The organism is Elongatibacter sediminis (genome assembly GCF_037892215.1).
In the GTDB taxonomy this organism is placed as follows: Bacteria; Pseudomonadota; Gammaproteobacteria; order Xanthomonadales; family SZUA-36; genus Elongatibacter; species Elongatibacter sediminis.
Map to the genome: position 1 here is coordinate 93,982 of NZ_JAZHOG010000009.1, position 23,671 is coordinate 117,652.

The following is a 23,671-nucleotide window of genomic DNA, read 5'->3' on the forward strand; positions in this document are numbered from 1 at the left end:
CGGGCCACACGGCCGGGCCGGGGGGTCAGTGTTCTCCCGATTCCGGCAATGCGAAGATCCACAGGGTGGCCGCCGGCGCCATCGGCAAACGGATTTCCGGCACCAGGGAACCGCGAGCCGTGGCGATCACGCCGCGGCCGACGGTGACGGCCAGGTACTGCCGGCCGTTCATCTCGAAGCTGACGGGCGGCGCCACCGGCACGTCGTTGAGCCGGAAGCGCCAGAGTTCCTCGCCGCTGTCGGCATCGAAGGCGGTGAGGTAGCGCTGCAGATCACCACCGAAGACCAACCTGCCGGCCGTGGTCAGGATGCCGCTGGTGCGCGGCGCGCGCTGACGGTGCGCCCAGGTCAGTTCACCGGTATCGAGGTTGATGGCCTGCAGGCGTCCGTAGCGGCCGTCGGCATCGGGGCGCGGCCGGCCGGTCCAGCGCACGCCGGATGACAGATTGGCCTGCTCGCCTTCGACCACCGGCACCATGTCCATGCAGATTTCCATCAGCGGCACGTACAGCATCCGGGTCTGCGGGTTCCACGCGCTTGGCATCCAGTTCTTGGTGCCGTCGGCGTGCGGACACACCGACACGGTGCGATCGGCGCGCGGCAGGCGGGCGGGGTCGATGGTGCGCCGGCCCGATTCGGGATCGATGGACTGGATGAAGTCCTGCATGCCCGGATCAACGGAGGCGATGTAGCCGCCGGTCTCGGCGTTCAGCAGGTCATGGATGCCGGACTTGCCGGCGCTGACCATGACCGGAGTTTCAATGCCGTTGACGGTGCGCGAGAACAGAATGCGCTCGAACACCCAGTCGAGATCCCACTGGTCATTGGGCAGGTGCTGAAAATGCCAGGCCAACTCCCCCGTTGCCGGGTCGATGGCAAGGGTGGAATCCGTGTACAGGCCGGCGTTCGCCGCGCCGGCATCCAGTCCGGCGGCGAGCAACGGTCCGGTGTTGTAAGTCTGCGCCGTGCCGAAATAGGCCAGCCCGGTCGCGGCATCGTAACTGCCCGGCACCCACGACGAGGCGCCGGTACGCTCGGCGGCCGGCAGATCCACCCAGGTGTCGCCGCCCGGCGTGCCGGGTTGCGCGATGGTCCGGAAGCGCCACACCTCGGCACCCGTCGCCGCATCGAGGCCGACGATGAAATTACCGCCCGGCACCTGGCCGGACGTGCCGATCATGACCCGGTCCTCGGCCACCAGCGGACCACCGGTGACGCGATGGCCTTTCTGCAGACCACCGATGGCCTGATCCCAGACGACTTCACCGGTTTTCATCGACAGCGCCACCACATGGGCGTCCGAGGTCGCCAGGATCACGTGCTCGCCGTACAGCGCGATACTGCGCTTGCCGTAAGCGAAGGAATCGAGGCTGTCCGGCAACCAGCGGGTGTACTGCCACAACAGGTCTCCGGATCCGGCGTCCAGCGCCTGCACGATGTCGCCCCAGCCGTGGGCGAAAATCACTCCGTCGTGCACCAGCGGCGCGACATGGGCCGGACCTTCGGGCAGCGCCCAGCTCCAGACCACGCGGAGGTCGTCGACGTTTTCGCGCGTAATCTGGTCCAGCGGGCTGTAACCGGTGCCGGCGCTCGACCGGCGCCAGGTCAGCCAGTCGCCGTCAGGCGGGTTGGCGAGCATGTCGGCGGTTACCGGCGTGATCCGGTCCAGCGGATTGGCCGGCACATCGGGTGGCGGCGGCAGCGCCACGCCGCCGGCGATGCCGCCGGACGGTGTCGGACCCGTCGTGGGCAGAACGGCTTTCGCCAGGGGCACCGGGTCAGGACGAACTTCGTCCGGGCCCGGAGCGACGCCGTTATTCAACAGGATGTGAGCCAGCAGATCGGCATAGGCCTGGTCAGTAAGTGAGCGTGGAGCCGCCGTGGGCATGGTGCTGGCCATCAGAATGAACAGTTCGTCCAGCGGCTTGCCGCCCCAGCGCTGCAGAAAACCCGGGCCCTTCAGGGGCGGACCGTAGGCACCGTCGCTCAGGTTCTCGCCATGACAGCTGGCACACTGCTCGCCGTACACCGACGCCCCGCGAACGGCCTGCTCGGTGGTGAAACTGGGTGCTGTCTGCTGAGCGAACAGGTCCGCTCCCGATACCGTCAGTAGCGCGGCGAGTACCACGCGGGTCAATGGCGCGCGTGCCACAGATCCGATTTCCGTTTGGTCCATGATGTCCTCCTCGGCACCCGCGTCACGCACGGGCCGGTGGCGACGGTCCCTCAGGATTCGGTCCGGGGATCCTGGCGCCGGATGATGGTTTGTTCGAGCCGGCCCGGATCGCCAGGCAGTTCGCTGCCTTCACCGGCCGGAAAGCCATTTGCCCGCAACAGGGCAGCGATGATGTCGGCGTAGCCGTCCGGCGTAATGGTGCCGGTCTGGCCGGGCGGCATCGACTCGCGCAAATAATCGAGCAGTTCAGCCAGGCTACGCCCGTCCCAGACGTAGAGCATTTCCACACCGGCGATCGCCGGCGCCGCCTGGGTTCCGCCCAGGTTGGCGGCGTGACACTGCACGCAGTGCTGTTCCATCAGGGTCTGACCCCGGTCGGCCTGGGCGGGCGAATACAGGCCGTCCCAGGTGGTCGGCCCGAACACGGCCGTTCCCGGTTCGGACGCCGCGCTGGTCACCGCGGCGAACCCCAACGCCAGCGCCGCGACCCAGCGGCCGGCAACGTCTCGCTTCATTCCCCGCCGCTCCCGGCCGGCGCGGGCAGCGCGAAGACATACAGGCTGCGGGTCTTGCTCGGTTGAATTTCCGGGGTCAGGGTCATGTAACTGCCCGTAACCACGGCTTCGCCGGTGCTGACGGCGATGTACTGCCGGCCGTCGACCGCGTAGGTGATCGGGTAACCGGTGATCATCGCGCCCAGCGGCACCTCCCACAGCGTCGCGCCCGTGGTGTCGTCAAAGGCGTGAAAACGGCCGCGGGTATCACCGCCGAACACCAGTCCGCCCCCGGTGGCGACCAGTGACATCATCGCCGCACGCTGGTCGTGCCGCCACACACGCTCGCCGGTGGCGGCCGAAAATGCCTGTACCGTTCCGAGGTCGGTGACATCCGGTGCCATAATGGTGCGCAGCCGCATCGAGTACAACGAGCCGAGATCGGGTTTCTCACCGATGGACGTCGCCTGCATGCAGGTGTTCTGCAACGGAAAGTACATCGTATTGGTTTGCGGGCTGTAGGCACCCGCCTGCCAGTTCTTGCCACCGCCCGTGGACGGGCACACCATCAGGGTCTGGCCGGGACCGGTGAACAGTTTCTCCGGATTCACCGTGGCCCTGCCGCTGCGGGTATCGATATCGGCCACGACGTTCTGATGGACGCTTTCGGTCGCCCACAGGAATTCGCCGGTGACCCGGTCGAGCGTGTAAACGATGCCGGTCTTGCCGGGAATGCCGGTGACGACCCGGCGCTTCTCTCCCGGCTCGAGATCCGGGTTGATCCAGCGCACCGCGTCAGGATCGGGTGCAACAACCGTGTCCAGCAACAGCCGTTCGAACGTGTGGTCCAAATCCCAGTGGTCGACCAGGTGCTGGAAATGCCAGGCGATTTCGCCGGTCTCCGCATCCAGCGCCAGGGTCGAGTTGTGATACAGGTACTCGTTCTCGTTGCCCGTCATCATGAATTTGGGGGCCGGCGAGGTCACCGAGGTGCCGACGAAAATCCGATTCAGTTCGGGATCGAAGCTCGGCACCAGCCAGGCGCCGACGTGCCAGCGATCCTCCCAGGGCATGCCGCCCCAGGTATCGTCCTCGCCCTGGAATGGCTCGATGGTGCTGGTGCGCCACAGTTCCTTGCCCGTTCGCGCATCGTGCGCGGTAATGACGCAGGCGTCGGGTCCGCCCTTGGGCTCGCAACCGCGGGTGGAAATGACTTTGCCGTTGGCGATGATGGGGCCGGAGGTCTGCAGGGCCGGGTGGGTGTGGTAGTCGTTGATCCGGGTTTCCCACACCATCTCGCCGCTGCGCGCGTCCAGCGCGAACAGGTACTCATCCGCGCTGGTGCTGATGATGAGATCCTGCCAGATGGCGATGTTGCGATTGGTCGCCGAAGCGAACAGGTATTCCTCGATGTCGTCAGGCAGACTGCGCCGGTAGTTCCAGATCAGGTCGCCGGTGGTGGCGTCGAGCGCCTGGATGACATCGCCCCGGCTGGGCACGTAGAGCACCCCGCCGTAGGCCAATGGCGTGCCTTCGTCGACCCCGGCGCCCTGCGGTTCGGCCAGACCCCGCGACCAGGCCAGGGTGAGTTGACGCACGTTGTCCCGATCCACCTGCTCCAGCGGGCTGTACCCCCAGCTATTGAGCGTACGCCGCCACATCAGCCAGTCGTCTGCGGCGGGGTTCTGCAAGGTGGCATCATCGACGGGCACAAAATCCGTCACCGTGGTCCCGGCAGCAAATACCGATCCGCTGACGAACAAACAAGCCGTCAGGCCCAACTTCGTTACACGCTGCCGCATGGCCGATCCTCGTTTCATTTTGGACCCCTGGCCCGGGCCGCCAGGGCCCGGGAATTCCAGCGGAATCAAGCTACCACAGGTATTTGAACCGCAGAATCACCTGGCGCGGCGGCGCGGGTGTGGAGTGCAGCCGCGCATCGGACTCGAGGTTGCTGTACACGCCGTAGAGGTAGTACTCGTCGAACAGGTTGCGGGCCTGCAGCGCCAGCTCCCATTTCTCCGACGTGGGGCGATAGACCAGGCTGCCGTTGAACACATCGAAGCTGGGCGTGAGCGCATTGTTTTGCGCGTTGATGTAGAACTCATCCGAATAGGAATAATCGAGGCGGGCCGTCAGGGTGCCTTCCGCCAACGCGAAATCGTACATCGCGGACGCGTTGTACTGCCACTCCTGCACACTCGGCAGCTCGTTGTCCGGAGAGAAGCTGACGAAGGGATCGACGTTTTTGTATTCCGCGTCGAGATAGCCGAGCCCGGCCGATAACTGAAAATTCTCGGACACCGCAATTACCGCCTCCAGTTCCAGACCATCGATCTCGGCGTCACTGGCGTTTTCCAACGTGCCACCCAGTTCGCGGCTCACGTTGACCTGCAGGTCAGTGTAATCGGTTCTGAAGATCGCGCCGGACAGGCGCACGCGGCCGCCGAGGCCGGTCCATTTTCCGCCCAACTCATAAACCTTGGCCTGCTCGGGCCCGAAGTCCTCGACCGTGCGGCCCGGCGGAATGCGTTGCGTGAACCCGCCGCCCTTGAATCCTTCGGAGTAGGACAGGTAGGTCATGAGGTCGTCGTTCCACTGGTAGGAGAAATTGAAATAGGGTTCGAAATCGCTGTGATCCGACTCGAAGACATTGACCGGCTGAATACGAAACGAGCCTTCTTCCGGCGGCAGCGGCAGTGTCACCCAGCCATCGGGCGTGCCGCGGCGGCGCGACCAGGGGTAGGGGCTGGCGGCCGCGGATGGCGGCAGTGCCGTGCACTCACCGGTGCAATTCGGATCGAACAGCTGGGTGATGTACTGGTGTTCATCGTTAACGATGGAATCCAGCTTTTCATCGGTATACCGCCCGCCCACGGTGACCGAGAATTTGTCGGTTACATCGTAGGTAAACTGACCGAACAGGGCCGAACTGCTGTTGTCGACGATGGAACCGGACATCAGGCTGAAGGCCGAAAAGATCACACCGTTGAGGTTAACGGTATCCTCGGAAAAGTAATATGCGCCCACCAGCCAGTTGAGCCGGTCGTCCATCGCCGTACCGAACAGCTGCAATTCCTGGGAAAAGTTCTCCGAGTCGATGAAGTCGCTGTGTTCCATGACCCGCGGGGCGCTCAGATCCCAGTCCTGGGCGCCGAAGTCCTCTACTTCACGATAGCTGGTGATGGACTTGAAGGTGAGGTTGCTGGAGATGTCCCACTGCGCGGTCAGCCCGAAGGATTTGACTTCGCCTTCGAGTGGCCGAAAAAGCTCCGAGTAATTCGTGTACGAGCCGGGTGGCGGAACATAGAGCTCGTTGGTCCACAGTCCCAGACCCAGGGCCGGCGCGACCACCTGGTTCCAGGTAGCGGCCTGACCCATGTCCTCGGCGATCAGGGTGAGAATCGCGGGAAAGCCGTCCGACTCGCGTTTGACGTAATCCGCGGACAGGTCCAGGGTTACCGAATCGCTCTGCCAGCGCAGGGAGCCGCGAATGGCCTTGGTCTCGTCACTGCCAAAATCATCGTCGCCGTCAATATTGGGTGTGTCGATCCAGCCATCGGCCGTTCTGGCCAGTACCGATACTTTTCCGAACAGGTTGTCGGTCAGCGGTATATTGACCGTGCCGGAGGCCTGCATGTGCGAGCGTTCGCCCACCTGGACCTCGAAATTTCCCGACAGCACATCATTGGGCTTTTTGGTATTGATCAGAATGGCTCCGCCAATCGTGTTGCGCCCGAACAGGGTGCCCTGCGGCCCGCGCAGCACTTCGATGGACTCGATGTCGTAGATTTCGCTGACCGAACCGACGCTGCCAGCCACATACGCCCCATCCACATACAGGCCCACGCCCGGCTGCACGCTGGGCGCGAAATCGCCCTGACCGATACCGCGGATGTAGATGATGGAGCTGTTCATGCTGGTATTGCCGGTAACACCGCGATACACCAGGTTGGGCGTGGACTCGGCGAGTTGGTCGGAGCGAGTGATCTGCCGGGCGTCGAGATCCTCGGCCGAGTAGGCTGTAATCGATACCGGCGTTTCCATCAGAGATTCTTCACGCCGGCGGGCGACGACGATGACTTCTTCTAGGGCCGCATTGGCTTGCGCATTGTCCTGTGCGGCGACTGGCTGGGATACGGACAGGCACATTCCGACCGCAAGAACCGTGAACGGAGTAATGACTCCGCACGTCGTTTTATTCTTCATCAAAGCACTCCTTGGCTACCCGGTTTTAGTGGTCTCTCCCCATCCTGTTAAGGAGAGCAATATTTTCGGGGCCAGTGCTATCCAGGTACTGCAGAGCTTTGTCCCGCCAGCGTCGCCGCCAGATCGGGGCCGCCCATACGGGCCCTCCCGGGCCCGCATGGGCTCGATCGGGTCGTCAGGGTAACCGTTGGGACAGGTCGGTATAGACCATCTGCAGCAGCATGGGTGCCTTGATCAGGTTGCCGCCCCACTCGGGGTCGAGGTCGGCCAGTGGTTGGGCCGCGATCAGGTCTTCCAGGGTGGTGCCCTGTTCCAGAGCGGCGGCGACCCGGTCGCGCACCGTCTGCAACATGGCCTGGTATTCCAGCAGATCACCGCGGCGGCCGTTGGGTCCGTGACCGAAAACGATGACCGTCTCGTCATTGGCCAGATCATGAATTTCCCGGTGCAGGGCGATCATGCCGTCGATGGAGCCGCCGTTGGCGACGTCGATGAAGGGATAGAAGCCGTTGAACGAGGTGTCGCCCATGTGAATCACGTTGGCGGGCTGAAACTCGACAATGGCATCGCCGTCGGTATGGGCCGGGCGAGTCTTGAAGACACGCACCACCTGGCCGTTCACATGAAAAGTCAGCTGATCGCGGAATGTTGTCGAGGCCGCATGGATCGGGTGCGTGCCGGCGTCTTCACTGTCAATGCCGGCATTGTGTCGCTCGATCGCGGCGCGAGCTTCGTCGGTGCTGAAGATGTGCGCGCCAATTTCGTGCATCGCCTTGTTGCCGCCGGCATGGTCGCCGTGCCAATGGGTGTTGACGACGAAGCGGACCGGCTGATCGGTGATGCTGGCGATGGCGGCCAGATTTTTTTCCGACAGCTCATCGTACTGGTCGTCGACGATCAGCACGCCATCCGGCCCGTCCAGCACACCGATGTTGCCGCCGAACCCTTCCAGTACGTACAGCCCGTCACCGAGCTCGACGGTTTTGATCTCGACGGTATCCCAGTCGGGCAGTTCAACCTGGGCCAGCGCAGTCGAGCCGCACACCAGACAAAACAGGTATAACGGCAGTGCAAGCAGAAATTTCACGGGACTTCCCTCTTGATGGTCTTCAGTAATGATACGTCAGGCTCACACCCACCCGTCGCGGCCGCGCTGCGACGATGGCCCGGGGGGTCAGATTACTGGCCTGCTCGATGATATTGACCTCGGCCAGTTCGTCGAAGAGGTTATTGACGAACAATGTCGCGTCCCAGGATTCAGCACGAATTCCCAGGCGCAGGTTGGTCAGAACATAATCGTCCTTGTGGTTGCTGATCGGATTTTCCGGATTGAACTGGGTTTCCGAATCTCCGACATAAGCCGCATCAGCCCGGAAAAAACCATCCCAACCATTCGTCATCGGCCACTGGTACTGGGCGGAGAAGCTGCCGGACCATTCCGGTGTGTTGGGAAACTTGTCGCCATCGCGCGCGGCAGTTTCGGGGTTGAGGGAGGGCTGGTCTTCGGTCAACTCGGCATTCACATATGACAGAGTCGTGGTCAGATCCCAGCGCTCGGTGAGCTGGGCCGCGATTTCCAGCTCGAGGCCGTAAGCACGCGCTTCACCCGCATTCGACGTGAACGTGAACGAGTTCGCGTCGTCGGTAAAGTCCGCTACCTGGATGTCTTCCCAGAGGATGTAGTAAATCCCGGAGTTTACGCGCAGCCGATTGTCGAACCATTCGGTCTTGGCGCCCAACTCGAAATTCCACAGTTGATCCGGATCGTAGTTCTGGTTTTCTTCCGGAAGCGGGAAAATCGGGTTCTGGTTGCCGCCGCCGACCCGGAATCCCTGGCTGACCGTCGCGAAATAAAGCCGGTCGTCATTGGGTGCATAGGACACATAGAACTTGGGTGTGAATTTATCGGAGCTGGTATTGACCGTCGGCTCCACCGAGGGCGGGTTGAATCCCCCGAACGGAAAGGTGTTGACCCGGTCGTCTTTCTGATCCGCTGTGAAATAACGGGCTCCGACGAGTGCGGTCCATTGCTCGTTGATGTCGTAACTGATCTCTCCGAACACCGCGAACTGATCGGTCGAATGCGCGAGAAATTCGCCAAAAATCGGCAGCACCGGCTGTATGACGAAGCCCGCATCATCCGAGGAAGCCACCAGGGTGTCGAAGGTCGTGTCGATTTCCTGGTAGAACAGGCCGACGACCGCGTTGACCGGCCCTTCGAGGTCGGTGGCAAAGCGGATTTCATTGGTAAAAAGTTCCGAGGTATCGGTCTGGTTGGTCAGGCCGTTGATGGTCGGCAAACCGAGAACCTCCAGAAACAGGAACTCCCCGAATTGCTGATTGAAAGGGGTCGAATCGAAGTTGTCCGATACGCGGCGGTCGAAGTACGAGGTCGAGGCGGTCAGGGTGCCGAGTGAAAACCTCTGCTCCCAGGTCAGGTTGTAGATTTCAAAATCGTCGTCGAACGGATCGTGAACGTACTGATCGGTATTGAACTCTCCCAGAGTGCCGTCCGCGGTCGTGAAGATGTTACGGCCGCCGAGCCGGGTATCCTGAAAGTAGGCGCTGGCCGTCAGCGTCATGTCATCATTCGGTGTCCAGCGCAGCACCGCGCGGCCACCTGAGGTTTCCTCGTCATTCACCCGGTCCTCGCCCAGGCGGACGTTATCGATGAAGCCTGAATAATCGCGGTGATAGCCGACCACCCGCAAGGCCAGGGTATCTTCCACCAGCGGCAGGTTCACCATCGCACTGGCTTCATAGTCTTCACCGCCGTTGCGGGTATGCGAGCCCTCCAGACGGACGGTCGTGGCGAATCGGGTCGGATCCGGCTTGTTGGTGACAACGCGGATCGTGCCCGACAGTGAGCCCGAACCGTACAGCGTGCCCTGGGGGCCACGAAGGACTTCGATGCGCTCGACATCGAACAGGCGCAGATCGGGTTGGCGGAGGTCTCCGGTGACCAGAATTTCATCGATGTACTGACCCACCGTGGCCACGCCGGTGCCGGTCGAATTGATGCCACGTACGATGAACGTCTTATCCCCTGGCCCGGCATCCTCGTATGACAGTCCGGGAACGAGATTGGCGAAGTCCTCGAAACTGTCGACACCCTTGTTTTCCAGCAGTGTCTGGGAGAATGCGGTAATGCTTATGGGCACATCCTGCACACTTTCAGCGCCACGCTTGGTGGCGGTTACGATGACTTCTTCGATCTCCGCTCTTTCCGAAGCAGTCGGCTGTTGCGCCCAGGCTGCAACGGAGCATGCGGTCAGTGCCAAAACGCCGGCATTCAACAACAGCCGGCCGGGTGTGTATTTATTCGTCACCTGTCTGTAATCCCCAGGCGATTCCGCATTCCTCTTTTTTAGAAGTGTCACAGTTGCCGCGGTGGAACAAGTTGCATTTTAGCGCTCGATGACTAAAAAGCCCGGCCCGGGCGGGTCCGGCCACACCTATCATGGAGGCCTGTGCATTCGACCCGGGCTTCAGCGTGCAGTGACATTGCAGGACAGCATGTCAGGACGCGAGATTGATCGTAGACTCAAGACCATCTTGTGCTTTTTTCGCGACGGGAACGGTCATTATTCGACAGAAGAAGCCTGGCATCGTGACATGGATACCGATTTTGGTGGCTATCGACCCTGAATCAGCCGCGAACCTGGCCCTGGCCGGGTACCCGTCGGCCAATACCTGCGGAGCGGAAAATCGATCGTGGACCACAGCCGCCGACACACGCCGATGACTGGAGTAAATAAGTGGTAGCTACAACCCACAGCCGCAAGCAAGCCGGCCCGCTTCCCGTCCGGGCCTGCCGCCGACACACCGGCGCCCGGACACACCCCGACCACGGGAACATGCGCCGCCTGAAGTCCTCCAGAAACCGGGGGCGCAGATGGGTGGAAGCGCTGCCGGCCATGGTCCTTGCGGTGTTGTGCAGCATGGCCGTACAGGCCGGCGAAGTGCCGGAACACGACACGGTGATCTTCGCACGGCACGCCCTGCTGGTGGCGGGTGAGCCGGTTCGGGACAACGTTTCGCTGTACGTGCGCAATGGCCGTCTCGTGACCGTCGAGGAGGGGCGAGTGGAGGCGGAGGATCCTGGTGACGATTCCGGCGTGCGGCACATCGATCTGAGCTGCTGTTTCGTGGTGCCGGGACTGATCGATACGCAGACCCACCTGCAATCCCAGCTCGGCTTGCCGCCGACGATGCTGCGGCTGGTGACCTGGACCGACGCCGACAACGCGTTGCAGGCCTACGTGCACGGCCGGCGCACCCTGGCGGCCGGTTTCACGACCATCCGCGACATGGGCAGCCATGGGGATGCGATGTATGCGCTGCGTGACGCCATCAATGCCGGCAAGGTGCCGGGGCCGAGAATCCAGGTGGCCGGTGAGATCATCATGGCCACCGGCGGTGATCTGCGCGACTGGTACCGCCCGGAGGTCGAGGCGGTATTCCATACCGGTGCGGTCTGCGACGGGGCGGACGATTGCCGCCGCGCCATTCGTGAGCAGGTGGCGCTGGGTTCGGACACCATCAAGGTCGCGACCAAGTACGATCTGGCGGATGGCTCGAAATCGCAGTTCACGCTCGAAGAATTGCGCGCCATGGCGGAGGCGGCGAACGCACTGGGCGTGAAGATCACGGCCTCGGCGTTTTCGGCGGATTCCATCAACCGGCCGCTGGAGGCCGGTTTCGATGCGGTCGTACACGGCACCTTCGTCGATGACGAAAGCCTGAAGCTGTTGCAGAGGTCCGGCGCGTGGTTCATCCCCACCCTGGTGGCGGCACGCACCGTCAAGGAAATGGCCGAGAACCCGGACCTGCCGCTCAGCGACGCCTGGCGCCAGGAAAACCTCGCCATCTACCACGGCATGGTCGCCAGCTTCCAGCGAGTGCGCGAAGCCGGCCTGCCGATCGCCTTTGGAACCGATGCGGGCTGGCGGCCGCACGGCGGCAATGCCGAACAACTGGTGCAGATGGTGGAACTGGGCATGAAACCCGCCGACGTGATCGCCACCGCGACGCTCAATGCGGCCCGGGCCATGGGCTGGGCGGACGACGTGGGTTCGCTGGAAGTGGGCAAGTACGCCGATCTCGTCGCCGTGCGCGGCAGTCCGCTGAACGACATTTCCGAACTGACTCGCCCACACGCCGTGATCAAGGGCGGCGAGCCGGTCGAGCGGGCGGCGCCGTGAGCCGGGTGCGCCAAATCCGATGCGCGGGCCTGCTGCTGGCGGGGGCGATGGCCTGGCTGAACGGCATGGATCCCGCCGTGGCCAGTGATACTGCCGCATTCGGTCCGGAGGATGTTCTGGCGATCAGCCGCCCGGTGGGCGAGCCCGCGTGGGCGGCCGACGGGCGTGCGGTCGCGGTCCTGCATACCGACTGGCGGCGCGATGCCGCGGTGCGTGCCCACAAGTCCACCGGAAGGCTCATCCTCCATGAACCGGCCACCGGCCAGGACACGGTGTTGTCGGAGCAGGCCTCCGACCCCGTCTGGTCCGAATCCGGCGCGCAACTGGCCTGGTTCGAAGGCCTGGGGCCGGAACGGACCCTGGTCTGGTCGCGGGATCCGCTGGCCGGCCCGGAGCCGCAGCGATTGGCGCTGCCGGGCGAGGTGTCCCGCTACCGCGCGCAGCATCCGGCCCCCGTGTGGGTGCTGAACGACACGCATCTCGTCGTGGCCGAAGCGTTGCCGAATCCTCCGGTGCCGGAAGCGAACCGGCCGCTGCGCCTGCGCTCGGACGATCCCCATTCGCCGTTCGACGCGCACTTCCGCGACCAGCGCCGCTGGCGTCTGTTGCTGGTCGACGTGGATACCGGCCAGCACCGGACGCTGAGCGAAGGCATCGCGCTGCGGCAACTTCTGCCGCGACCGGACCGCAGCGCCGTGCTGATCACCCATGCGCAGATCGATGCACCCGGGTTCTTCGCCGGCGACGACTACGTACAGCCGCTGACGGTCGAAGTGCTGGCGTTGCCGGACGGGAAGCCGCGTACCGTGGACCTTACCGACCTGCAGCACGTGTGGGGCTGGCAGGACGGCGCCCGCCTCGTGGTGCAGACGCCCCGGGGTCTCGAGATTCTGGACCTCGACAGTGGGCAATCCGGCACCGCGCTGCCCGGAGGCCTCCTGGGCGCGGCGGTCAGCGCCGACGCCACCGCGGCCTGGATGCCTGCCGGCGGCGGCGATCGTTCCGGCTACGTCATCCCGCCGCCGGGCCCGCACCGCCTGGTCCTGCTGGGGGCGGGTGAAACCGGGGCGCAAACCTTGCTCGACGGTGACCGAAACGTCGAAGTGCTGTCGGCCCGATGGGTGCGGCAGGGTGCGGCCTTGCTGGTCCATACCCGGGAACTCGGTTCCCGGGATGAAGCCTTCTCGCTGTGGGCCGAGGGCCGCGAGCACCCGGTACTGCGCATTCCCGGCCATGCGGGCCGCCTCGGCACGGCCGCCCGGTCCGGCGATCTGGCGTTTTCGCTGGAACGATCCGACCGTCCCGCCGACTGGTACGTGCTGAACCTGGCCAAGCCGGAACCCGGGCGTATCAGCCATCTGAACCCACAACTGGATGGCACGGCATTCAGCGCGGCGGTTGCGGTTCGCGGCGCGCTGCGGTCAGCGCCCGGACCCGCTGATGCGGGGGCGCCTTCGGGGGCCGCTACCGGCGGCGATGCGGCCGGCGAGTGGCACGGCCTGCTGTACCGGCCGCCCGAACCGGGTCCGCAGGACGAGGTTCCGCTGGTTGTCACCACCTACGGCCGCCAGTCGCACCGGCTGAACGAATTCAATTACGAAGCCCAGCTGCACGCGCTGAACGGCTATGCCTACCTGCTGCCCGATGTGTTTCCGCGCCGTGGCGAACTCCGCCTGGCTTACCAGCAGGTCATTCCCCAGGCGGCCGAACACGTCATCGCATCCCACGGGGTGGGTCCCTCGATCGGTTACTACGGTGGCAGCCTGGGGGGATACGCCGGGATGGCCCTGGTCACGAATTCCGATCGGGCCGACGCCGCGGTGCTGCGTGCCGCGCCGGTGGAATTCGCCCTGAGCTGGGCCACCGGCAAGGACCGCGACGCCGACCTGTTGGAATACCTGATGGGCGGCGCGACCCCGTACGCGGACCGGCCCGCCTATCTGCTGGACTCGCCGTTCTGGCTGGCTGACCGCATCCACACGCCCATTCTGTTTCTGCATGGCACCGAGGACGCACAGGTGCCGCTGGCGCACGGCGAATGGATGTTCCAGGCGCTGCGGAGGCTGGGGCAGGCACCCACCGAACTGATTGTCTACCCGGGTGCGGACCACAGCGTGGTGCGCGGCAACCGGGACTACTTTGTGGATTTCTACCGGCGTATGTTCGACTGGTGGCAGATTCACCTGCAGGCGCATGAGCGAGTCCCGTCCGACCCTGAGTGAGCGCCGGGCCGACGCACTGGCGCTGCACCGCGAGGGCGATCTGCTGCGTGCGGAACAAGCCTACCGGGCCATACTCGAGACCTGGCCGGCGGACGGTGAGACCTGGCATTACCTGGGGGTGCTGTGCGGCCAGCTCGAACGCCACCGGCACGCCCTGGAGTGCTGTGTGCGGGCCGTGGGCCACGGCTACGTCACGGCGGCGGTCAAAAGCAACATGGGGCAGGCGCTGCTGGCCCTGGGCGAAACCGGGCAGGCCATCACCGCGCTGCGCGAATCGCTCGCCCTCGAACCCGATAACGCGGACCTGAGCCTGCAACTCGCCGACCTGCTGGCCGGGGACGGGCAGGAGGCGGGCGCGATTGCGGTTTTGTCCGAAGCCGCTGAACGGTTCGCCAATGACGACCGCGTGCAGGCGAGTCTCGGCGAACTCGCTGCCCGGGTCCTGCGTCCCGATCTTGCCGAGCCGGCATTCCGGCGCGCCTGCGAGGGCGGCGGCGCGGTGCCTGAAAACTGGCTCAACCTGGGCAGTTTCCTGTTGATGAAGGGCGAGCGCGAGGGAGCCCGCGAGGCTTACCGGCGCGCCCTGATCCTCGATGGGTCGCTGGACCAGGCCTACTGGTATCTGAGCCAGGTAATGGACGAGCGCGACGAGGCGCTGGCCGGGCGGATACTCGATAGGGCGGATTCACCGGAATCCAGGGACTCGGCCGCCCTCCATTTCGCCGCCGCGCACCTCCTGCACCGCCGCGCCGAACACGGACCCGCGTTTGAACACCTGCGCCGCGGCAATCGCATCCGGCATGCGGAGCTCGGGAATCGGGCCGCGGCCGATGTTGACGCGGTGCTGAGGCTCAGCGGGGCCAGTGCGGGCCACGCCGCGGCATCCGCCGTCGCGGCGCCTCTCGCCGAGGAGCCGGTACCGCTGTTCATCGTCGGGCTGCCACGCACGGGCTCGACCCTGATCGAGCAGATGCTGGCCCGGCACCCGGCGATCGACGCCGGTGGCGAGAACGTCTGGCTGCAGCGTCACCTCAGAAACCTGCTGCGGGAACGCCGGCTGGGCTTTCCCGAAGACCAGGCACGGTTGAGCGCAGCGGATCTCACAACACTGCGGGAACGGTACCTGGATTCGCTGCGGATTCGCCAGCGGGGCGGGCGCTTTGTGACCGACAAACTGCCGGCCAATTTCCTGTGCCTGCCCACCATTCACTGCCTGTTTCCGGACGCCGTCGTCATCCACGCCCGGCGCGACCTGCTGGAAGCCTGCTGGTCCTGCTACCGCCACTTGTTTACCGGCGGCCAGGCTTTCACCTGTGACCTTGAGCAACTGGGACGTTACGCACTCGCCGTCGACTCTTTCATGCAGTCGGCGGCCCGTCGCCGGCCGGACCGGATCGTCACCGTCGAATACGACGGCTTGATCGCCGATCCGCGGGCGGTGCTGGTCCCGGTGTTCGATCGCCTGGGGCTGGAATGGGATGAGGCCTGCCGCTCACCGGAAGCGGCCGCCGGCATGATCCAGACGGCCAGCGCCCTGCAGGTCCGCGAGGGGCTGGACGCCACGCCCCGGCGCTCAGCCGAGGCCTACCTCCGGTTTCTCGAACCCCTGGTCCAACAACTGGACCGGCCCGACGCCTGATCCCGAACGGCAAGGGTTTCGCCTCGACCGAGGCAAGCGGCTGTTCCAGGCCACGCCAAGTCCATGGACCCCGGCTCAAGGCCGGGGTGACGGTACCTCTGGTGGACTCCGGCTCGAGGCCGGGGTGACGGTACCGTTAGTGGACCCCGGCTCGAGGCCGGGGTGACCGATTTCAATAGGCTCGGCCCGTTTGGGTCATCCCGGGCCTGAGTCCTTATCGTCATCCCGGGCCTGAGTCCTTATCGTCATCCCGGGCCTGAGTCCTTATCGTCATCCCGGGCTTGAGCTCTTATCGTCATCCCGGGCCTGAGCCCTTATCGTCATCCCGGGCCTGAGTCCTTATCGTCATCCCGGGCCTGAGCCCTTATCGTCATCCCGGGCCTGAGCCCTTATCGTCATCCCGGGCTTGAGCTCTTATCGTCATCCCGGGCTTGACCCGGGATCCACCTGGCCTCTGACTCCTGGCTCAGAACTGATAGTTGACGCGTACGCCGGTGGTGCGCGGACGATTGGTGAAGAAAGCCAGAATATTGGTCACTTCGTTGATCGCGTCGTTGATCGCGCGCTCGTCGGTCAGGTTCTCGATGAAGAACTCGACCCGCCAATTGTCATTACCCAGTCCCGCACGCAGATCGACGATGGTCGAGCTCGGCAGGTGCACGTTGAACGGGTCGCGATTGGCCGCAATACGCGTATCGGAGTCGCCGGTGTAGCGCAGGGCCCCGCCGACGGTGGCATCCCAGCCGCCAAAAGCCGTCCAGGTGTAGTCGGCGGCGAAACTGGCGGTCAGATCCGGCACGTTGTTGATGCTGTCGCCGTCCTGGCCCTCGCTGGGCAGGGGTGGAATATTGATCGGCGGCGCATCTTCAGTGAGTTCGGCATCGGTGTAACCAATGGCCGCGGACAGATTCAGTCCAGCCACCGGGCGGGCGAACAGTTCCAGTTCGATGCCGTTGACCCGGGCCTTGCCGGCATTGGTGAAGAACTCGACGCCGCCCAGTTCGCTGACGGTTTCGAGCTGGATGTCGGACCAGTCCAGCGTATACAGGGTCGCATTGACGATCAGCTTGTCTTCGAACCAGGAAGACTTCACGCCCACTTCGTAATTCCACAGCTCGTCGGAACCAAAGGTCTCGGGAATGTCGAACAGGTCGCCAAACGCATTCAGGTTCAGACCACCGCGGCGGAAGCCTTCGGATGCGGTGGCGTAAACCATCACGTCGTCGTTGACCTGGTAGGACGTATTGAATTTCAAGATGGAGCTGGAGTCGTCACCGCTCTTGGTCGGCTCGGGGCCCATCGGCGGGCCGAAGAACGGCACGACCGCGTTCTCGTCGGTGACGAAATCGAATTCCGCGTAGCGCGCACCGACGGTGAAATCCCACTGGTCGGTGATGTTCACGGTCAGCTCACCGAAGATGGCGGTCTCGTCGAAGCTGCGGTCACGCAGCACGGACAACACGCTGGGACTGCTCTCGTTGATGTTGCCGTTCGCGTCCACGGTCCACACGTTGGACTCGGATTCCAGATCCTCTTCCTGGTGATACAGACCACCCACGAACTGCACCCGGCCGTCGAAGTCGGACGAGAAGCGAATTTCGTTGGACCAGATTTCCCGATCCTCGGGGAACGAGGAGATGGCCCGGATCGGCACACCGAAGAACAGCAGAATCGGCGTCGAGTCGAAATTGAACAGCACTTCACGATCGTACAGGCTGGTGGTGGCCACAAATGAGCCAAACGAGGTCTGATAGTCGGCAACCAGGGACAGGATCGTCGGATCGTCCTGACGCGGGTTGCGCGTGAAATCGGTGACCTGCAGTTCATCGGTGACGGAGAACGGTGTTTCGCCGGGGAAGATCAGCGCATCGTCTCCCACCTGGTTGAAGCGGCTGCTGTCGCCGATGTCCTGTTCCTGGGTCATGGCTGTCGCGGTCAGGGTCAGGTTTTCGGTAGCCTGCCAGCGGGCGGTCAGGCGGGCACCAACGGTTTCTTCGTCGTTGATTTCGCTGTTGCCCAGCCGGATGTTGTCGATGTACCCGCTGTTGTCCACGGCCCAGGCCGCCAGGCGGATGCCGAACACGTCCGGCACGATGGGCAGGTTGATGTGCCCGCGGGCGGCGTAGTTGCCGCTGCCTTCCTTGGTCGAACTCAGTTCCATTTCGGCCGATGCCGACCACTCGGTGAGGTCCGGCTTGGCCGAGATGATCCGGATGGTGCCGCCCAGCGCGCTGGCGCCGTACAGGGTGCCCTGCGGGCCGCGCAGTACCTCGATGCGTTCGAGGTCGAAGAGCTTGAAGTCGACGTTACGGCCGCCACCCTCGCCGTCGTTGAAGGCGGTGATGTTGGTTTCATCGAAGTACACCGCGGTGGTCGCCGCACCGGTGGACACCAGACCGCGGGTGACGATGGTTTTCTCACCCGGGCCGAGATCCTTGAAGGTTACACCGGGCACGAAGCCCACCCAGTCCTCGAAATCCTGGATGTTGGCTTTTTCCAGGTCTTCCGACGTGATCGCGCGGATGCTGGTGGCCATGTTCTGCAGAAACTGGTCGCCGCGCTTGCTGGCGGTTACGACCACTTCTTCGAGGGCACCGGCACTCGAGTCGGCATTGTCCTGCGCCAGGGCGGCGGCAGGTGCGAGCAGGGCGGCTGACGACACCCCCATCAGAAAGGGCGCGACTGCGGACTGCTGGCGCGGAGATCGGGCATGAGAATACAGGGCCAGGCGGATGGCGCTTGAAATGCGATTGTTCATAATGGGTCTTCCCAGGTGTGTAGTGGAAATGGGCACCGCCAAACCGACCGGCCTCGGGCCAGTCCGCTGAGCGTGCTCCTCATACAGATCTCGTTTCAGTCAAAGGGCGGGGGGGTTCAGGTCCCGCTAATTATTCTCGTTATGGTGAGAATGCTACGCGGGCCCCCATTGGGGGTCAATGCAGGCTCTTGGGCGTTCGCCCTATGGCGATGCGGATGGAGGCCCCGGAAACAGCCGGGGCCAGGATTCCGGTGGCGGTGTGCCTGGGGCGAATCAGCGCATCGAGCGCTGAAGTTTCTGCAGTGCCTCGTTGCCCGGATTGAGTTCTTCGTAGTCCATGTCGACCAGCGGTTTTTCCGCGGTGCGGGCAATGGCGTGCATGTCCGGCAGGTCTTCGTCGAGGAACAGCAGCCCGGTGGGGATTTCCTCGCGGCTGCGGGTCTGTTCCAGGTAACGCAGCGCGGAACTGCGCGAAGCGGTGTCGTAATTGGGGTCGGTCTTGGTCAGCACGATGGTGGACCCGTCATGCAGGGTCACCCGCGTGGTTTCGCTGTCCCCGTAATCGGCGGTGATTTCGGTTTTCGGCGGCACGAAGCCGACTTCCATGGCCCGATGCATGTGCTCGCGGGTGTAGGCGTAACTCTTGGTCGATCCTTCGTGGTCGTTGAAGGTGACACAGGGCGAGATCACATCGAGCAGGGCGCAGCCCGGATGGCGGATACCGGCCTTGATCAGGGATACCAGTTGCGTGCGGTCGCCGGAAAAACTGCGGCCGACGAAACTGGCGCCCATGGCGATGGCGGTAGTGACCGGGTTGATGCTCTGCATCTGGTTCACTTCGCCCCGCTTGGCCTTGCTGCCGGGATCGGCAGACGCCGAGAACTGGCCCTTGGTGAGGCCATACACACCGTTGTTCTCGATCAGGTAGAGCATGTTGAGATTGCGCCGCAGGGCATGGCCAAACTGGCCGAAGCCAATCGACAGCGAGTCACCGTCGCCGGACACGCCCACGCAAACCAGGCCGCGGTTGCCAGCGTGGGCACCGGCAGCCACCGAGGGCATGCGGCCGTGTACCGAATTGAAACCGTGGGCTCCGCGGACGAAATAAGCCGGCGTCTTGGACGAGCAGCCGATGCCGGAAAGCTTGATCAGTTTCTCGGGTGGAATGGCCAGCTCCCACAAGGCCTGGACCAGTGCCGCGGTGATCGAATCGTGACCGCAGCCGGCGCACAGGGTCGACAGGCTGCCCTCGTAATCGCGTTGCAGCAAACCCAGGGCGTTCCGCTCCTGGCCGGGAAGGTCGATTTTCGGTTTGGTGATGTAAGTCATGCGGCGGCCTCCGACCCGGATTCGATGTGCCGACTGATGGCGTCGATGATGCAGTCGCTGGGAATGGGCATGCCGTTGTAGTGCAGAATCGAGACCAGGCGTTCGGCGATGCCGTCGATTTCCAGGGTAAGCAGGCTTTTCATCTGGGCGTCGCGATTCTGCTCCACGACGAACACCGTGTCGTGCGCGCGCACGAATTCTTCGACTTCTTCGCCGAACGGAAACGCGCGCAGCCGCAGGTAATCGGCGTGAATCCCGCGTTCGGCGAGCCGGTCGCGCGCTTCGATGACCGCGCCGTCGGAGCTGCCGAAAGCGATGATGCCGAAGCGGCTTTTCTGGCTCGCCCCGTTCAGTACCGCTGGCGGCACCATGGATTTGGCGGTTTGCCATTTGACCAGCAGGCGGTCCATGACTTCCTGGTATTCGGTCGAGTCCTCGGTATAACCGCCCTGGCGATTGTGCCCCGAACCGCGCACGAAGTAGGCGCCCTTGGCGTGCTCGCCGGGCAGGGTGCGGTAGGGAATGCCATCGCCGTCGAAGTCGGTGTAGCGCACGAAGCGCTCCATTTTCTCCAGGTCGTCCGCGTGCAGCACCTTGCCGCGTTTGGGCCGGTAATTATCATCCCAGGTCAGTTCGGGAATCATCCAGTCGTTCATGCCGATGTCCAGATCGGTCATCAGGAACACCGGCGTCTGCAGCCGGTCGGCCAGATCGAAAGCCTGCACCGCCATCTCGAAACATTCGCCCGGGTTGGCCGGCAGCAGCATGGGGTGGCGGGTATCGCCGTGCGAGGCGAACGCGCAGGTCAGGATGTCGCACTGCTGGGTGCGGGTGGGCATGCCCGTTGACGGGCCGACCCGCTGTACATCCACGAACACCGTCGGAATCTCGGCGTAGTACGCAAAGCCGATGAATTCACTCATCAGCGATATGCCGGGACCGGAGGTCGGGGTGAACGCGCGCGCGCCGACCCAGTTGGCGCCCAGCACCATGCCGGCGGCGGCCAGTTCGTCCTCGGCCTGGATGATGCAGAAACGCCGCTCACCGCTGTCCGGATCGGTGCGGAACATCTCGCAGAAGGTTTTGAAATTGTCCATCAGCGAGGTGGATGGCGTGATCGGGTACCAGGCGCCCACGGTGGCGCCGGCGTAAACGAATCCCAGGCCGGCGGCGGCGTTGCCGTCGATCAGGATCTTGCCCGCATTGTCGCCCATCTTCTCGGCATGCACCGGCAGGGGGCTGGTGAAGTTCTGCTGCGCGTAGTCGTAACCCAGCCGGATGGCCTCGAGGTTGCTGTCGACCAGTTTGGGCTTGGTCGCGAAGGTTTCCTCCAGCAGCTCGCGCAGCAGATCCAGCTCGATTTCGAGCAGCGCGGCGAGCACGCCCACGTAGGCGATGTTCTTCATCAGGATGCGCACCCGGGCGACCTTGAAGTGCTCGTTGCACATCTTGGACAGGGGCACGCCGAGGATGGTGATGTCGTCGCGCTGCAGCTGATGATCCCGCGGCCAGGTGGAGTCGTACACCAGGAAGCCGCCGGGACTGACGTCGCCCAGGTCCTGCTCGTAGGTCTGGGCGTTCATCGCCACCATGATGTCCACCCGTCCCGAGCGCGACATGTAACCGTCGCGGTTGGCGCGCACCTCGTACCAGGTCGGCAGACCCTGGATGTTGGACGGGAACAGGTTCTTTCCGGTGACCGGGATACCCATCCGGAACAGCGCTTTCATCAACAAACCGTTGGCGCTTGCCGATCCGGTTCCGTTGACGGTAGCGATCTTCAGTACGAAGTCGTTTATCCGGCCTTGCGTCGCTGACATGGCGAGTCACCCATGGAAGGGCCGTGTTCTCCGGCCTTTGGAAAATGCAACAGGGACTTCTGCATGTCCCAGGCGGCAGTCGGACAGCGCTCGGCGCACAGCCCGCAGTGGATGCAGAAATTCTCGTCTTTCACCATCACGCGCCCGGTCTGTTTGAGCGGATCGGACACGAACAAAGGCTGTTCGGGTTCCAACCGCGGGGCGCGCAGGCTTTCGACAATATCGACTTCCTCACCGTCGGGGGTGATGGTGAGGCACTGGGTGGGACAGATGTCCAGACAGGCATCGCATTCGATGCACAGCGAATCGGTGAATTCGGTCTGGATATCGCAGTTCAGGCAGCGCTCGACCTCGCGCGCCGTCTGCTCGGCGTCGAAACCCAGTTCGACCTCGCGACCGAGCTCGTCGAAACGCTTCTCCAGCGGCACGTGCATCATCTGACGCCGTGCGGCGGGATCGAAATTGTTGGAATAGCTCCATTCGTGGATGCCCATCTTGCGACTGCCCAGGTTGAGCTGGTCGGGCAGGCGTTCGGTCAGGGGCTTGCCCTGGCAATGCAGGTGAATGGAGATGGCCGCCTGATGGCCGTGTTCCACGGCCCAGATGATGTTTTTGGGCCCGAAGGCCGAATCACCGCCGAAGAACACGCCCGGACGGGTGGACTCGAACGTCTCCTTGTCGACCAGCGGCTCTTCCCACTCGTTGAACTCGATGCCGAGCTCCCGCTCGATCCACGGAAACGCATTTTCCTGACCGATGGCCAGCACCACATCGTCGCAGGGGATGAAAACTTCCTCGATGACTTCCTGGTCGAGGATGCGTCCATCCTCGATGGTGTAGTCGATGCGGTCGAACAGCATGCCCTTGAGCTGGCCGTCTTCAACGACAAACGACTTGGGTGAATGGTTGATGACGATTTCGACGTTTTCTTCCTCGGCGTCCTCCAGCTCCCAGTCCGAAGCCTTGAAGAACTGCCGCGGCTTGCGCGCCATGACCTTGACGTTTTTCGCACCGAGTCGCAGCGAAGTCCGGCAGCAGTCCATCGCCGTGTTGCCCACGCCGATGATCAGCACGTTTTCGCCGATGGAATCGATATGGCCGAAGGCCACCGACTCCAGCCAGTCGATACCGATGAAAATATTGTCGGAGTCGTAGCGGCCGGGAAGCTTCAGCTCTTTGCCTCGTGGCGCGCCGGTGCCGACAAATACGGCGTCGTAACCTTCGTCGAGCAGGGCCTGCATGCTTTCGACGCGGTGGTTGTACTTGACCTCAACCCCCATGTCGACGATGTAGCCGATTTCTTCCTCGAGGGTTTCGACCGGGAGCCGAAAGGCGGGAATGTTGTAGCGCATCAGACCGCCGGCCACGGACTGGGATTCGAAAATCGTGCATTCGTAGCCCAGCGGCATCAGGTCGTTGCAGACCGTGAGCGAGGCACAGCCGGCTCCGATCAGCGCGATCTTCTTGCCGTTTTTCTCGGCCGGAACCACCGGCAGGCGATCACTGATATCACTCTTGTGGTCGGCCGCAACCCGTTTCAGGCGGCAGATGGCCACCGGTTTTTCGTCCATGCGCCCGCGCCGGCAAGCCGGTTCGCAGGGCCGGTCACAGACGCGGCCGAGAATACCGGGGAAGATATTGCTCTCCCGGTTAACCATGTAAGCATCGGAAAACCGCCCTTGGGCAATGAGGCGGATGTACTCGGGGACATCGGTGTGCGCCGGACAACCCCACTGGCAATCCACCACCTTGTGGTAGTAATCCGGATGCGACGTATCCGTGCGTTTCATTTCCTGAGCTGGCCCTGCCGCGCGTCGCGC

At 63.6% G+C, this 23,671-nt stretch carries 13 protein-coding genes; 3 read left to right on the forward strand and 10 right to left on the reverse strand.

Translation table 11 applies throughout. From position 1 onward, the window contains the following. Positions 1-25: 25 nt before the first annotated feature. From V3330_RS13730 to V3330_RS13755, 6 genes are all read right to left on the reverse strand, one after another. On the reverse strand, positions 26-2,176 hold the full coding sequence (locus V3330_RS13730; RefSeq protein ID WP_354696006.1) for an outer membrane protein assembly factor BamB family protein: 2,151 nt from the start codon (positions 2,174-2,176) through the stop codon (positions 26-28). Between the two features lie 50 nt (positions 2,177-2,226). Continuing rightward, positions 2,227-2,691: a c-type cytochrome gene (locus V3330_RS13735; protein WP_354696007.1), complete on the reverse strand. Its 465-nt coding sequence runs from the start codon at positions 2,689-2,691 to the stop codon at positions 2,227-2,229. Further along, the gene (locus tag V3330_RS13740; RefSeq protein ID WP_354696008.1) at positions 2,688-4,490 is read right to left on the reverse strand and encodes a pyrroloquinoline quinone-dependent dehydrogenase; all 1,803 of its coding nucleotides are present in this window, start codon (positions 4,488-4,490) and stop codon (positions 2,688-2,690) included. The genes V3330_RS13735 and V3330_RS13740 overlap by 4 nt, the downstream gene beginning before the upstream one ends. A 52-nt stretch (positions 4,491-4,542) precedes the next feature. Next, positions 4,543-6,879 carry a TonB-dependent receptor gene (locus V3330_RS13745; RefSeq protein ID WP_354696009.1) on the reverse strand — a complete coding sequence of 779 codons (2,337 nt, stop codon included), beginning with the start codon at positions 6,877-6,879 and terminating at the stop codon, positions 4,543-4,545. A gap of 175 nt (positions 6,880-7,054) precedes the next feature. After that, positions 7,055-7,966 carry an MBL fold metallo-hydrolase gene (locus tag V3330_RS13750; protein ID WP_354696010.1) on the reverse strand — a complete coding sequence of 304 codons (912 nt, stop codon included), beginning with the start codon at positions 7,964-7,966 and terminating at the stop codon, positions 7,055-7,057. A gap of 22 nt (positions 7,967-7,988) precedes the next feature. Continuing rightward, positions 7,989-10,208, reverse strand: coding sequence for a TonB-dependent receptor (locus V3330_RS13755; protein ID WP_354696011.1), 2,220 nt, complete (start codon positions 10,206-10,208; stop codon positions 7,989-7,991). 612 nt (positions 10,209-10,820) lie between these two features. Between V3330_RS13755 and V3330_RS13760 the strand changes: the two genes are divergently transcribed. The 3 genes from V3330_RS13760 to V3330_RS13770 are packed head-to-tail and all read left to right on the forward strand — an operon-like array spanning position 10,821 to position 15,944. Further along, positions 10,821-12,083 (forward strand): metal-dependent hydrolase family protein, encoded by a 1,263-nt coding sequence (locus tag V3330_RS13760; RefSeq protein WP_354696012.1) that lies wholly within the window; start codon positions 10,821-10,823, stop codon positions 12,081-12,083. Positions 12,084-12,088: 5 nt separating this feature from the next. Continuing rightward, positions 12,089-14,305, forward strand: a complete 2,217-nt coding sequence (locus V3330_RS13765; RefSeq protein WP_354696013.1) for an alpha/beta hydrolase family protein — start codon at positions 12,089-12,091, stop codon at positions 14,303-14,305. Beyond that, a complete protein-coding gene (locus V3330_RS13770; protein WP_354696014.1) occupies positions 14,277-15,944 on the forward strand; it encodes a tetratricopeptide repeat-containing sulfotransferase family protein in 1,668 nt (555 codons plus the stop codon). The genes V3330_RS13765 and V3330_RS13770 overlap by 29 nt, the downstream gene beginning before the upstream one ends. Positions 15,945-16,410: 466 nt before the next feature. On the opposite strand, the gene V3330_RS13775 is transcribed toward V3330_RS13770, so the two are convergent. The 4 genes from V3330_RS13775 to V3330_RS13790 all read right to left on the reverse strand — a co-directional run. Next, on the reverse strand, positions 16,411-18,702 hold the full coding sequence (locus V3330_RS13775; RefSeq protein ID WP_354696015.1) for a TonB-dependent receptor: 2,292 nt from the start codon (positions 18,700-18,702) through the stop codon (positions 16,411-16,413). A 273-nt stretch (positions 18,703-18,975) separates the two neighbouring features. Next, a complete protein-coding gene (locus V3330_RS13780) occupies positions 18,976-20,031 on the reverse strand; it encodes a 2-oxoacid:ferredoxin oxidoreductase subunit beta (RefSeq protein ID WP_354696016.1) in 1,056 nt (351 codons plus the stop codon). Next, complete coding sequence (locus V3330_RS13785; RefSeq protein WP_354696017.1) at positions 20,028-21,851, reverse strand: 2-oxoacid:acceptor oxidoreductase subunit alpha; 1,824 nt, start codon at positions 21,849-21,851, stop codon at positions 20,028-20,030. The genes V3330_RS13780 and V3330_RS13785 overlap by 4 nt, the downstream gene beginning before the upstream one ends. Beyond that, the coding region (locus tag V3330_RS13790; RefSeq protein WP_354696018.1) for an FAD-dependent oxidoreductase at positions 21,827-23,671 on the reverse strand (1,845 nt) is incomplete at its 5' end. The genes V3330_RS13790 and V3330_RS13785, both read right to left, overlap by 25 nt.